Genomic DNA, 15,406 nt, shown 5'->3' with positions numbered 1-15,406 from the left:
GTTCCCAGGCATACCAAAGCCAGCGTTGTTGTTTCTTATTAGCCACAAAAGACCACTGTTCATCGACTTCACAAAGGAGTTCAATGTGCAAATTATCAAGCGGTAAAGACGTTACCTGCTTCGGCGAGAGTTTTTTAAAGTACGAACAACCGCATTAATGCTGATATGAAGGGCCCTAGCAGTATCACGAATACCGGCATTATTCATCGTGAGGTCGATAATTTTATCTTTAGTTCCGGGTTGGCAAGCACGATATTTATAATCGAGTTGGAAGCTTCGGCAGCAATCTTGGCAACGATAACGTTGATGACCAGTGCTACCTAATCCATGTTTTTTCACTGGGAGCGTTTGTTGACAAAATGGGCACCTTACATCGACTTTAGCCATGAATATTCTCCGATAAATTACCCTATATTACAGGTTAATCACCGGATTGAATACATGACCTAATAGTAACTGACTTAAATTCAGAGAGTTATCGGGTTTATCAAGATAGGCGAACTAATAGTTCTATCCTCTATGATAATGTCGTTATGGCTATTGACTATAATGACTATAGAGTAGAAGGGAGTCACGGAGGAATTGCCGCAGCATATATGCAATATATTAACGGTAAATGGCAACTTTTATTACAAAAGCAAAAATATAAAATAGAGGGCAATATTGCTATCCCTATTTTTCGAGATGAAAACAAACCATTAGATAGCTATCATGCAAGTGTTAATTTTCTATCATACAAAAAGCGAAAATTTATAGAATATAGGGGTAGGTTACACAAGAGAATATTGAATTTAGCAAAGCTATATAATGTTCCTACAAATGATATAAATAAAGGTAATTTTGAATTTGACGATTTTTCATTAGATAACTTAGCATCTAATCCTTGGGTGGTAATAATAAACAATATAAGCAATAAAATTAACTCGGACTCAATCTTACTTAAACAGCTTTTAAAAAAATGGGAATCTGAATTAAAACATTTAGAATCATTAAGTCTTAACAAGGTAAAAGAAAGAAATAGAATTAATGTTTTAAAAACAAAAACAGCCAAAAATAGAATGTATTTATTATTTATAACAGAAAAATATGAATCTCTTCTTTTAGAAACTCGGGATGCGGAGCGGAGTTGGCTGTGGTATCAAGTCAAAGAAAAAAAAGGGATGGATTGGGTTATTGAACGTAAGTCAATTAAACGACGAAATATCGAGTCTGATCTTTTAATTACAAACCGTTATCATAACTTGGTTTATATCCACAAAAACTCAGCTAATATAAAATTCAAAATAGATTTTAATAATGGGATGCAAAAATTTAGTGAGATTAGCATAGCTTTAGTTAGGGATGATATGACATCTCTACAAATGAAAGAAATATATGTAAATCAAAATTTAACTGCATTAAATAGAGGGGCGTTATATAAAAAAATAGAAGAGTCTGAGCATAAAGAATATATCGATAATATATTAAATAAAACGGAAAAAATTAGCGAGCTTTTTTATTTAAATGGTAGTATAACAAATCGCCTTGCACCACAAGATTTCTATTTGATGCTAGCTGATGATACATCTAATGGGCGGTGTTATCCATTAGTTAGAGCCATGTCAGTTGCATTATCAAACCGAGGAACAAAGGGCGCTAATTTATTAATTGATAGGTTATTTTTTGCTTCAGCAACCCCCAACGAAACGGATTCTGTTTTGTTTAAATCAGCATTAGCTAAATTACATTCTAATATTAGTGCAGTAGAGGCTTCAATTCCCCATGGATATATGGACTTAAATGACATAAAAAATTTATTAACTTTAAAAGAAAAAAACATGATGTTTGCAGTAAATACAAGAACACATTCCATGTTGATTGGTAAAACAGTTACGGATGGTTATACACTATATTATTTTTATGACCCTAACTTTGGGTTATTCTCTTTTGATAAAAGCAAATCTCTTTTTTCTGCGGTAAATAAGTTTATGATAGATAACCAAATGGCGAAGTATTATTCTGCCTTTGGTACAGATAGTACGCCTACTTTTTCAGTGCTGACAATTGTCAATGATGATATGGCATTAGTTCCTGTTGGTAATTATTTAAATGTTGACAATTTAAGTGATGTAGAGTCTCTCAGTACAGCTTCAGAGCGCCAACAATCGGTTGTTCAACTAATTGAACGACAGGATATAGTCGAAGTAGATATTCAGTTAAAAACATCACTTACTATTTTAGATGCACAGCAGTGGGGGAAATCACTAAGTAAATCGATAGAAAAAATATCATCTGAACATCGGTTAGGGAAAAGTTGGCTTCCTTTATTTTCAAATATCGAGGAAATTGAAGATAACCACTATCGGATTCAATTCATTAATAAAGATGATCCACAATCAACCTATTGGGCTGAAACAACAGACAGCTCGTTAATGGCATTTAAAAATTACTATGAAAAAAATATGCTGGCATTTGAGCAATATTATTATATTAATGAAAATAAAGTGGTTCCAAAAGGGGGGGATATCAATACAGTACCTATTGAAGGCTTAAATGCGGGAATAGCAATACAATCTATAATTCAATGGGCTGAAAATAGAACGAAAAAGTTGAGTGAAGATAACGAGAACTCCTCTAATTTATCATTAGCACTTAAATTGCATAGCTATGTTAACTATACGATGACGGCTCATGGGACAATGACCGATGCAGTGAAAATAACGGAATTAGTTAAAACAGTATTAATCGAAGAATCCAATACATCGGCGATGGTAATTAGTGATTTTTCTTTTTCTTTAGCTAATGTAGCAAATGAAGGTGTAGGGCTAATTTTTAATGGTGCAGTTGTTGGCTTTGATATTTATGAACTAGAACATGCAGAAAATGAATCTCAAAAAGTGGTGTTTGGTACTCAATTAGCTTTTGATTCAGTAGGGCTAATTGCAGGGGCTGGTAGTGCGGGGGCAGGTTTTTTAGGTGCAGCGAGTACCTCGATGGCTTTGGGAGGTGCGAGTGTTATATTCGCAGGACTTGGCATTGGGTTTGCGGGGCTAGCACGTAATTTTGCTATTATAGGTGATAATGCAAAAGCAGTTGGTCGTTATTTTTATGCTCTTGATCAAGCTTATAAAGGTAATGGATATGATTATTTAAGTGACAAAAAAGCGTTAGTGCCTCGTTTTGGTGCGGTATTTAGAAAAATTGATTTAAGGTCGAAGCAAATTGAGTTTGATAGCCAATATATTTATCGAACCAGTTCAGTATCAGCCGGTGGTGGAAGGAGAAATTATATTTTTTGGGGTGGCAATTTCCCTACAATGGTAATTGATAAAGATAAAGCGATTAATATTCGTGATGGGATAGGCTATCAAAATAAGGTACATAAATTAGAGACCGAAAATGTAGAAGCGCTAATTTTGCCAGTCATACCTAAATCGTATATTAAATATAATTATAACTTATGGCCAGGAGCAACAATGCGCCATGATTGCGGTTTTGATGTGATTAGGCGCCTAGAAAATGAAGATAACTTTGATTATGATTTTTATATATTCCCGAGTGAGAATACAATTACACAAATTTACCATGAATATGTTGATACACCAATTGAAGTTAGGTTAGATAAACAATATAGGTATTTATTTGTTCCAAAATTAGCCAAGGAATGGCATGGGTATATAAAATATGAAATCCAAGGTGGTGGGGGTGAATATCAAATAAGCATACAAGAAGGCGTTAAAATTAAGTTAATGGATGATGATGGGAAGGCATCTCGTTGGGTGATAAATACAGAGCAACTGAATAACCCAAGCATTAAGTTTCTGGAAAATGGCCTGAATATCGGTGGTGTTGAAATAGAAATTTCATCTTATTTAAATAAAGATAATATTTTTGTATTAGATAAAAATAATGAGCTGAGCAAAGTAAATTTTGAAGCATTAACAGTGAGTGTTGTCAGTGAAGATGCGAGTCAATGGGGAAATAGTCAGCAAACGCTTGTTAGTCATCTTAGGCAATTATCTCATGAAAATAAATTATATGAAAAATATATAGTTATAGAAAATTATAAACACAATGAGATAAACGTCGGGCGTGCTTTTTTTGAAATGGATAAAGAACGATTTATATTCATTAATTCAGAAAAATATAAAAATAATAATATGGTCCTTGGAACGGCACTTGACGAAGTGGCATACTTTTATGTATTAAAAAGTAATGTAATGTTGGGGGTTGATATTAGCTCCGGAGATATTCTGTCTGAGTATAAAATGACTTATCCGGAAACTGCTTCAATTGAAATTATTGATATATGGCAAGAGGATGAAAGTATTTATATTTCATGTGAAATAATGGTAAAAGGTAATTTAGTTAAAACTACCCACTTATTTTATAATAATAAAATACAGTTGTTGAGTATTACCATTGATGTGATATCACAAGAAAATCCCTCTGAATTATTTGATAAGATATCATCAAATAAAACGGTGTCTTTTTTAGCTGAACATATGGTAGGTATTACAGACAATGGTCGGATATCAAACTATACTACTTCTGAATTAGCAAAAATAGTTATGATATCAGAAGAAAGTGAAGGTAAGGTATCACAGCGTTATTGGTATTTTATAGAAAATGATAAAATAATAATTCCTAATTATAATTCTATAAGAGAAAGAGGTGGTTTATCATTAAATCCGACTAAAGAGGATACATCTCTACTTTCTAATTTATTTTTAGTGGGGGGCTTGTTAGATGAAAAAGGAAATGAAGTATTTTATTTTTATAATGATAAGAATAAAATAATCTATCGCCAAGAAAGTTTTGAAAAACAAAATTTAAACTCAACGTCATCAGTCATGGAGAGTATTGAGATACCTGATTTAAAAAATGTTATTCTTTGGGAAAAAAGTATTTTAGCCATAGATGTTTATGGAATAGTCTATCAAATAAATGCAGATGGGAAATCACATCAAGTCGCACTTAATACTTTTTGGTTTGAGCAACACCCTTTTTGGTGGGATAGTTTGAATGAATTATTCGGTGACTTGCCTATACTGACATTATTCGGTATTAAATCGTCAAATGGTAAGGATACGGTACCTGCATGGTATGTAGATAACAAAGTTGTTATCGCCCAAGAATTGTTAACAGGAAACACACTAAAATTATTAGGTAGAAATAAGGACGACTCCGGTGTACTTATTTTTGATACAGTTAGTCGTAAAATTTACATACAAAAGTACGCAACTCCTGAGCAGTTAAGAGACTCGTTTGGTTCCGGTTACCAAATTAAGGAGGTTTCTAGCTTGCCTTCTATTATTGAATTACATCCTAATACTAAGTTTAAAAGTGTCAAAAGAGTCAATTCAGGGGTGCTTCTTTTTACAGAAAATGATGAAATACTTTATCATGATGTAATTTTAAATGGTGAGGATAAACCTAGCCCTGTGGGGACATCATTAATTATCCAAGCAAAAAAAGAGAATGGAATACTTATTCCTCCAGTCATTTCTAATGTTAAAAATTTAGTATTGAGCGGAGGTGAGGGACTAGGTAGGTATGTATTAATCAGATCTGTTTGGCGGCACTATAAGGTAATTGTTATTGATAATTACGCAAATGACTCTTTAATAGATACAATCTCTTTGCCTATTGATGATTTAGATTCTTTACTAGTAAATCAGTACAATGATGATCTGCTTTTAACTGACCCCAGTACGGGGACAATATTAATGTTACGCCAAGTTTTCGGAGAACAATCTCAAACTCATAAACATTTACAGATAAACTGTATTAATAAGTTTGCTTCGTACAACGTGGATGAACTGATTCAGAAAGCATCATTTGAAAGTCGATTGAGTACTGAAGTTAGTTTAAGAAAAAAGCTTGAGAGTGCCCCTTATAAAGGGGAGTTTAGTGATCTTAGTATATCTAGGTTAACTGAAGTGATGGCGCCTTTTAGCAGTGAGAAATCATTTTTAACCAGTGACGCAACAAATCAACATCTTCAAAAACATACATCTGAACAGGTTTTTTCTTTATTTAATGAAAAACAGTAATTGTTAATTATGGATTAAAATACAGCCAGTGTTGTTAGGCTGGCTGACATAAGATGCTAAGCTTAGAGAGGCTTGTTTCTATCGGGGACTTAGGGCAGCATATCTAAGCTACTTTAATCGATAAAGTCGATTATTTATTGTCATTACAATGAAAAAATAGCTAAATTACACAACATAGATCGCAATTTTGGAGTATCCACATTTTCATCCTAATAAATTAACTCTATATTTCACTTCTCGTAAATAAATATTAACAATAAAACTCGAAACTGAATTTGCTTCCGAGCTATGGAGTTTACATGGATGCTTCTGAATCTTTAACACCAGCAGTAGGGCCTGGTCCATCAAACAAGCGGGGTTGGATAATCTTAGCGGTTGATATCGTACTATTGCTGTTACTGTTGAAATACTTGCCATTTGATGACAAAGCTAATGCAGGCCTCGCTATGATGGTCTTTATTGGCGTGCTTTGGTTGACCGAAGCTATTCACGTTACAATCACTGCTTTATGTATTCCAATTCTCGCTGTAGTGCTTGGGTTAATGAATACAGGTGATGCGCTGAAATCTTTTGCGAACCCAATTATCTTTTTATTTTTTGGTGGGTTTGCATTAGCAACAGCATTGCACATTCAAGGTCTTGACAGGCTAATTGCTAATCGTTTACTGATGGCAGCTCGCGGTCGCTTGTCTGTTGCTGTTTTATTATTATTTGGCGTTACAGCTTTACTGTCGATGTGGATCAGTAACACTGCAACTGCTGCTATGATGCTACCGTTAGTGTTGGGTATTTTATCTAACCTAGATGTTCGCCATGAACGTAACACTTTTGTATTTGTATTATTGGGTGTTGCGTATAGTGCCAGTATTGGTGGTTTGGGAACCATTGTTGGTAGCCCACCTAATGCGATCGCAGCTGCTGCATTAGGGTTAGATTTCTTATCATGGATGAAATACGGTATTCCTATCATGGTGGTATTACTGCCAATGATGTTTGTATTGATGTATATGATGCTGCGTCCTAATCTTAAACACCGTTTTGAAATTGAATTAGAACACGTGGAATGGAATGGTAAACGCGTAACAACAATGGTTATTTTCTTATTAGCTGTTGTATGTTGGATCACCAGTACATTTATCAGTGATGCATTCGGTGGTGTTAAAGACTTAGATACTATTATTGCAGTCAGTGCCGCGATCCTAATTGGTATTTCTGGCGTAGCTAGTTGGGCGCAAATTCAAAAGAATACTGAATGGGGCGTGCTAATGTTATTTGGTGGAGGTTTGACCCTGAGCGCAATTTTAAGCTCTTCAGGTGCGAGCCGCATCATGGCAGATTGGATGCAATTAACATTTGGCCAAAGTCACTGGTTTGTGATTATTATCGCCGTCACAGCCTTTATCATCATTTTAACCGAATTTACCAGTAATACAGCGAGTGCGGCATTATTAGTGCCTATTTTTGCGACAGTTGCTGAGGCATTAGGTATGCCAGTTATTGTATTAACAATGATCATTGGTATTGGTGCATCTTGTGCATTTATGTTACCAGTTGCGACACCACCAAATGCAATTGTGTTCGGTTCTGGCTATATTAGGCAAATCGAAATGGTGCGGGTTGGGGCAGTGTTGAACGTTGCTTGTATCATAGTGATTTCACTGTTTGCATGGTTCGTTTGGATGTAACTTAAGCCCAAATTTGAATTAACACACGGCCTCTTATTCGGAGGCCGTTTTGTTTGTTATTTCGTAAGATTGGTATTACTGGGGTGGCTGAGCGATGAGTATTTGTTGGTTTTTACCTATCTTTATAGCACCTTTATCTGAAAGCATAATATCACCGTCTCCACGTACTGAAAGACTCATTGCACTGATAAGGCCTTTAATATCAATTTTATTTTGTGGGCAAAGGAAGTTATCTTGGCATTGGTACTGATGGCTCTCAAGTGTAATATTTCTCCCAGTTAATTTTGCTTGTTCGTCCAGTTCAAATTGGTTTCCTTGGATGTAAGGAATGTCTGTTTTAAACTTTGAGCTATATTTAATGACTGCTTCACTAGGTGACAGTGTACCGATACCGGATGCACTAATATAATTTTGTATAGCTGCATTGATATTGAGAGTGTTTTGTAGCTTTATTTGGTCAGCGAATACATTTATTTTTGACAATAATATAGGGTTACCTTGTTGTTGAGTAATGGTGACAAGGCTATCTGGCTGGGTTGAAAACTTTAGTTGGCTGTAGTCCTCTAACTTTTTTGGTTCAAGTTGGTTATCTTTTTCTTTATTTTTGATATATTGCCTTTCAAACTTTCCTGCTACTAATGACAAACTATTTATATTATTAGTTATGCCATTCTTCCATGAAATACCATTTGGGTTTGCGATAACTAGGTTAGCCCGTTGGCCTTTTATGCCTAAAACTCCTTGTAATTGGCTTTCTTCATTTCCTGTTACTTCAGCAAATATAAGCTTGGCAGCTTTATTATTAAGATTGCTATTGCTGTTTATATCATTGTTAAAAACTAAACCGTCTTCATTGGAAGATAAACTCTCAAAAGTATTGAATGAAATATGGTTTTTAAGTGGAGCTTCAATGTTAATGACTTTTGCTTTATCGATGTTGGGAGGGGTTGAGTTAGAAATAAAAGGTAGAAATAAACTTAGATATGTGGCGGTTTTTACAATTATTAATTTCATATATAACTTCCTTGCTATTATAATGACTCCTGAACAGTGTTGATTATACTTAAAAGTAAGGTTTTTAAAATAACAAAAAAAAACACCATGATAATAAAAAATATCAGTTATTTCCCATGGTGACTGTATGGGGTTTATTTGTTTATTTTTGTTTTTTAGTTGAATTATTTAAATTTATAGTGTTAATTAATAAATGATTAATTAATAGATTATTACATCAAAGGAATGATATAAATGTTGAATGATAAATATAGTTTGCTAGATTTTTTAATTATAAAAAAACATTTTGGGATTAAGCTAATATATGTAGGAAATGTATTAGCACAGAAAATAATGCAAGTTAGCCCCGAATTAATAGCTCAAGTATTGCGGGATAGATCTTTAAAAACGGGCCTTTTGGGGCGAAGGATACAAACAAAAAATGGTCTTGCAAGCCATGATATTCAGCAATTAGCCACAGACCCATTATCCTTTATTAGGCTGAATGCCATTAGTGGCGATAACATGACAAAAATGGGGAAGCTTCCGCCACACGGCCGTGCTCAATTAGTCAAGCTAGCACCAAACAGTTATGCAGCTGAATATCTGTATGAGCCTTCAAGAATGGACCCTAAATTAGCCGTTGAAGCCTATTTTTTAGGCTATAATGGGGCTAATCAGTCAATTAAAACACCTGCTTATGTTGATATACCTATACAAGCAACTGAAAATAGCTTTTTATTTACAGGCTCTTTGACAGGGTGCTCTGTTATTGTCACAAAGTTAAACGAGACAACATACCGTGTTTATCATGATGGCCGAGTAAACAGTTCAGTATTATATGATAACGTAGTAATGGCATTTGATTTTAAAGATTATCAAATATCTGGCACTGAAGAAGGGCTTGCCGTTGCTTATATGCAGTTTAATCATGGTGGGTGGCAATTATTACTACAACGCCAAGAATATGAAGTCATTAATGGCACTCCCACCCCCATATTGCGTAGAAATAGTGCCTCGATTAGTGCTTTATACCCAAATGAGCGGCTTTCTCATGATGTTTTAGATAAATTTAACCTTCATCGTAATGAAATACATAAAAAATTAAAACAAATTGCAAGTGAATTTGGTATTGATACTGATAATATTTTAGATGGCGTGTATTTTGAAGGGGAGTTTTCATTACAGCATCCTGCTATTACGCCTTGGTTAAATTTACGTGATGAGATAAAAATTCAAATTGCTAAAAATATTAATATACTAAATAATAAAATAGAAGAAATAAATTTAGAATTGACAGCGTTAAATAGAAAAGAAACACATAGTAATGAGGATTCGATTAGAATTGCACAATTTAAAAAATCTATTGAGGAACATAAGATTACACGTGGATACTATAGGCAGAAGTATGGTTCTATTTTGGCAGAAGCATTAGTCGTTGAACGCAATTGGTTATGGTTACAAATAAAAAAACAACATGGGGAATCTTCAATTATTCAAATGGAAGACCCGAGTATCCAGAGTGGAATTAATTTTAAAACCCAGCCAATTGAAAAGCTTTATGAGCTGGTGTTATATAATGACATAGTAAAACATAATGTTAAATTTAATGATGGTATTGAACAATATGATCAGATAGTTATTGATGGTTTTAATGATGATATGTCATCATTAAAAATGAAAGAGTTATATATTAAGAGTGAATTAAGTATTGAAAAGAGGGGGGCTTTATACCAACATATAATTAGAAAGGAGAAAGCAGAGTTTGAAAGTAATATTTTAAGCTTCACTTTGAAATCTAATTCATTGTTTCGAGACGCGGGGGGGATTGACCAACGAATTGCTCCCCAAGATTTTTACTTGCCTTTAATGGGGGATAATTCGGGGGGGCGTTGTTATCCTTTAGTTAGGACGATGTCTGTTGCATTAAAGTCAGAGGGGATGATAGGTGCAAATAAATTTCTTAATAAAATGTTTTTTGCAGCAGCATCACCTGAAGATAAAAACTCAATTTTATTAAAATTTGCACTGGAGAATCTCCATTTAAATATAGAGGCGACTCAGGCATCAACAGTTCTTGGTACATTTGAATTAAATAAGGTAAAAGAAATTCTGGTTGATTCTAAAGGATCAAATATGTATGCACTTAATAGTGTTACACACTCGATGCTATTAGGGAAAACGATAATTAATGATGAAACAAATTATTATTTTTATGATCCTAACTTTGGTATTTATGCTTTTGATGATCCTGATAAATTATTTTCTGCTTTGAATAAATTTATGTTTGAAAATAACATGGCTCAGCACTATTCAGTTGTCGGTGGTCAATTTGAAATGGTATCAATTGATACAGAGCAAATGTCTGATGTTCAAATTGGTAGCCGTTTAACTGTTGCCGATTTAGTTCAGTCGGATGATTTAACGGAGTCTATTCACCAAAGCGAGGAGGTATCAGAGATAATTGCTCGTCAAGACTTAATCGCAAGAGACAAGCAAATACAGGCTTCCTTAGCCATTTTAGAGTCAGAGCGGTTGGGAGAACGCCTTGAATCGGCTCTTTATGAAGTGATTAATAAACATCAATTAGATGAAAAGTGGTTACCCGTTTTTGAAAATGTTGAGAAATTGAGCGATGACCGATACCGCATTCAATTTATTCACCAAGACGTAGAAGCAAAAACACGGTGGATTGAAACAGAAAACGCAACATTTTTTGAATTTAAAGAATATTTTCATAAACAGATAGCAATACTAAAGAAAAATTATTCTTTTAATGGTAAGGAGTTACAAAGAAAAAGTGGTATTGGGGAAGCGGAACATGTAGATGGCCTCAATATAGCAATGGGTATACAAGCAATAATTCAATGGTCTGCAAATCGAAATCGCAAGGCAGCGGCTTCTTCGGAACAGCCATCAAATCTAGAAACAGCATTAAGTATTCATACTTACATTAGTTATTCAATGATGGCACATGGGGTGATCAATGATGCTGCTAAAGTAGGGAAAATAGCTTACTCATTGTGGCGAGAAGGAAGCGTAGCGGCTAAAACAATGATGAACAATTTTTCTTTATCGCTAGTACGTATGGCAAATGAAGGGCTTGGTATTCTTTTCCAAGGAGCAATGGTTGTATTTGATATTTATGAGTTAGCTAATGCACAAAATGAAGCACAAAGAGCCGTGTTCGGAACGCAATTGGCTTTTGACTCAGCGTCACTCGGAGCTGGTCTTGTCGGTATAGGTGCCTCTATACTCGGTGCTGAAACCGTCGCAGGTATTACTGGGCCATTATCTGTACCGATTATGGGGGTAGGGATTGGTTTTACTGCTTTAATCAATATTAATGAACGCCACGCACAAAAAGCAACTGCTGTTGGTCTGGAATTTACGGCTTATCAGCAAAGTTACCAGAATGCGGCAATAGCTTATGATGATGAAAAAAAACTTTTAATCCCAACTTATGGAGTAGTAATAGAAGAAATTAACTTTCAAAGAGGTTTTTTTAAACTGGGGAGTCAATATATCTACCGTGGTGAAAACATGACATGGACTATTCCGCATTGTTGTATGAGTGATTTTCAGTCAGCGCCACGAGCAGATATTGATAGAAAGAATGCCATTAATATTAGGGAAGCGGTTGGCGTTGTAGATAATCAGGTCAGCTTTGATGGGGGACAGTCTCATATTATTGTGTTGCCCGTCGTTCCGCAATCTTATATTCGTTATAACTACAGTGTTCTTTTCGGGGGAACAGTACGTAATGATAATGGCTTTTCAATATTGCGGAAAATGGAGGAAGACTACCAATTTTATTTTGATTTTCTCTATTGTAGTGCCGAGTACATAATCTCAGAATTAGTGCATGAGTATGTCAATACTAAAATTCAAGTTACGCTTAACACTGAAAATAAACATTTGGTTGTTCCACTAATGCCTGAACCATGGCGAGGTCATATAGAACATGTTGTTAAAGGGAATGGCGGGGAATATCAAATTACAGTTAACCATGGTGCTTCCTTGCGGCTAATGGAAGACTTAAGCAGTGATAAGCTATCCCAATGGATACTTGATACAAGTCTGATTGATGATGGTAAAGAACTTAATGTTTCATTTTATGATGACCATATTAAAATAAATGGGTTTACGATTGGAATTGATGCTACAGCTAAATCAAGCCTGATAAAAATTATTAATAGTAAGAATGAGCTTAATATAATTAACTTTAGTGCTCAAACAATTGAACCCATTAGTTTAGATGGACACCGATGGAGTGTAAAAGGCCAATCTATTGAACAACACCTTAATGAATTAGCGGATAAACATGAATTACATGGGCAATATGTAGTAGTTAATAGTTATCAGCATAATGGCTTAGATGTTGGGCGTGCTTTTTATGACGTTGCAACAAAACGTATGTTATTTACGAATTCATTATCAGAAGAAAACCAAACAGCAGAATTAATCGGCGTTATTGGTGATGTGGTTTATTTCTATTCGAGAGAAAAAGCGATAGCTTGGCAAGCCAATGTTAAGACCGGCGATATTACCCATAAAATAGAGGCTTCATCAGTTTTAGGTAGTGGAGCAGAAATTGTTCATGCTTCATTAGAATATAATCAATTTAATATTACATTACGTCAAAATTATCTGGGGCAGAAAATAGATAGCACTTATCGAGTGCTTAGAGATAAATTAGAGCTAACAAAGGTATTTAATAATAGAAAGTTAATTAATATGCTTCATAATACCCCGACTATATTATCTCAAGAACAACGTCAAAAACTGTTACAACATGACTACTTAGTTTTTTCTGATGAAGTAATAAACTCTAGTTCAGATTTATACATGCCTATTGAGCCAAATGTTAGGAAAGTCGTCATACTCACAGAACAGGAGCAAAACCACGAAAGGGAACAAGGTTTTACTTATCATCCTGAACATATTGGAAACCCTAGTTCACAGACCGAAACTTCCGTTGGGAAAATCGTAAAGCTAATAGGGACAGACAAAGGTTTTACTTACCGTTATTGGTTACGAAGTGAGAGTGGGACATTAATTAAGTGTAATTTAGCCAGACCTGATAATTATGATAGCCAGCTAAGTTCACAGTTATTACGGCGATATTCCATAACGGCAGAAAAACAAGTCGAAATTGATTTGCTATTAGCTAAACCAGGTATACCACTAAAAACAATTATGGAAAGTTCTCATTTTGGTATATCACAAGAACACTTAATACGAGCTGAGAATTTATTTAAAATTAGTGGAAAGAAAGCAACCTTAGCCAAGGTTTTGGGGGTAGTTCACGATCTCTATGACTTGAGAAGCGACCAGTGGGTATGGCAATCACCTGAAGATTTAATATTGGTTGGTAGCCTGTTTAATCAAAGTGGACAGGAAGTATTCTTTTTTTATAGTCGAAAAGAAGATGTAGTTTTTTACCAAGAGGGGCTTGGGCAAGATATTATTGAACCAAATAACCCAACGGCTTTACGTTTAAATTTCCGCCAGATAGAGAACGTTATTAACTGGCAGAATAATATTTTAATTATTCAATATGATGGCACAGTAAAGCAACTTAATGCTGATGGCACTGCTGATACAGTTGCCCTTAATAAAAATTGGTTTAATAAGTCAATTTTTAAGTGGAGTAATTTCAACCAATTTTCAAATGAAAAACACCCTATTGCGTTATTTGGGTTAAAAGGTGCTGATGGGAAACGTATATTACCTGCATGGTATTTAAAAGGTAAAATTATCATATCACCATCATTTTCACCGGAGAGTGAATTACAAATCATGGGGTTTGATGATGCTAAACAGCAGGGCATAATTTTTGATACAAAATCAAAGAAATTATATCAAGTAAAGGCAATTGACTCTGCTCAATTTGACCGCATTTTTGATCATAATAGGGTTATGATACACCCTGAGAACCTACCTGAATATATGGATTTATACCCAAACCTCAGCTTTAAGTCCGTAAAAAAAATAGCGGGTGGTTTAATGCTACAAATAGATAGTGATGAAATTATATATCACCCAATTTTGCAGAATAATAAACAGCTAAGTTCATCGTTAATTATAAAAGGAACAAGGGGTGATGATAATTTAAAGTTAGAGGAATTCAGAAATACATTTGTTTTGATTATTAGCTTAGGTGAAGGCTCAGATACGTATAATTTCGAGAAAGCAGATTGGCAGTATTATAAAGCGATTATTATCAATAATTACTCGGCAGATCGGGTTGTTGATCGGCTAGTTCTCCCCATAGAAGCTCAACTGGGGGATATATATGCTAGTCGCCAAGGGGAGGATTTAATCATTACGGACCCAATAAACAATACATCGTTATGTATATATAAAGCTTATAGCTCACAGGCTGACTCCTACCGTCACCTACAAATTCAAATTGGTGAAACTGAACAATTTATTGATATTAGTATTCTTGCTGAACGTCCTCAGGTTCGTCATGGCTTAATGTATTTATCCGCTTATTTTAATGAGCAGCTAAGAATAAATGACGAAATCGCGCTATTAGGGGGATTTACAACTCAAATGGCTGTGGATGATGGAGTCAATACGTTGCAGAAATTAGCCTTAGGGCAAGGGCAACGTTATTCCGATACATTATTATTCGATACAGTGAATCAACATTAAATAGTGATCAGGTTGAAAAAAAGAGCCACG

The 15,406-nt window shown here is 34.7% G+C and carries 4 protein-coding genes and 1 pseudogene; 3 read left to right on the top strand and 2 right to left on the bottom strand.

What is annotated here, in order from left to right; genetic code table 11:
• Positions 1-387, bottom strand: a pseudogene (locus ACIPUA_RS14900) (IS1 family transposase); the annotation flags it as partial.
• Between the two features lie 146 nt (positions 388-533).
• Here ACIPUA_RS14900 and ACIPUA_RS14895 point away from each other — a divergent pair.
• Positions 534-6,035: a TcdA/TcdB pore-forming domain-containing protein gene (locus ACIPUA_RS14895; RefSeq protein ID WP_449059823.1), complete on the top strand. Its 5,502-nt coding sequence runs from the start codon at positions 534-536 to the stop codon at positions 6,033-6,035.
• 299 nt (positions 6,036-6,334) lie between these two features.
• On the top strand, positions 6,335-7,720 hold the full coding sequence (locus ACIPUA_RS14890; protein WP_449059822.1) for an SLC13 family permease: 1,386 nt from the start codon (positions 6,335-6,337) through the stop codon (positions 7,718-7,720).
• 75 nt (positions 7,721-7,795) lie between these two features.
• Here ACIPUA_RS14890 and ACIPUA_RS14885 read toward each other — a convergent pair whose 3' ends face one another.
• Positions 7,796-8,734: a two-partner secretion domain-containing protein gene (locus ACIPUA_RS14885; protein WP_042848169.1), complete on the bottom strand. Its 939-nt coding sequence runs from the start codon at positions 8,732-8,734 to the stop codon at positions 7,796-7,798.
• Positions 8,735-8,968: 234 nt separating this feature from the next.
• On the opposite strand from ACIPUA_RS14885, the gene ACIPUA_RS14880 reads away from it, so the two are divergent.
• A complete protein-coding gene (locus ACIPUA_RS14880) occupies positions 8,969-15,376 on the top strand; it encodes a TcdA/TcdB pore-forming domain-containing protein (RefSeq protein ID WP_449059821.1) in 6,408 nt (2,135 codons plus the stop codon).
• Positions 15,377-15,406: the final 30 nt, after the last annotated feature.

This window comes from Providencia sp. AGC89, assembly GCF_053543535.1.
This window is presented reverse-complemented; position numbering and strand designations above follow the sequence as displayed.

Excerpts from the sequence above, each read along its gene's own strand:
- ACIPUA_RS14895 (WP_449059823.1), top strand. The coding sequence starts at position 534 with ATGGCTATTGACTATAATGACTATAGAGTAGAAGGGAGTCACGGAGGA.
- ACIPUA_RS14890 (WP_449059822.1), top strand. The coding sequence starts at position 6,335 with ATGGATGCTTCTGAATCTTTAACACCAGCAGTAGGGCCTGGTCCATCA.
- ACIPUA_RS14885 (WP_042848169.1), bottom strand. The coding sequence starts at position 8,734 with ATGAAATTAATAATTGTAAAAACCGCCACATATCTAAGTTTATTTCTA.
- ACIPUA_RS14880 (WP_449059821.1), top strand. The coding sequence starts at position 8,969 with ATGTTGAATGATAAATATAGTTTGCTAGATTTTTTAATTATAAAAAAA.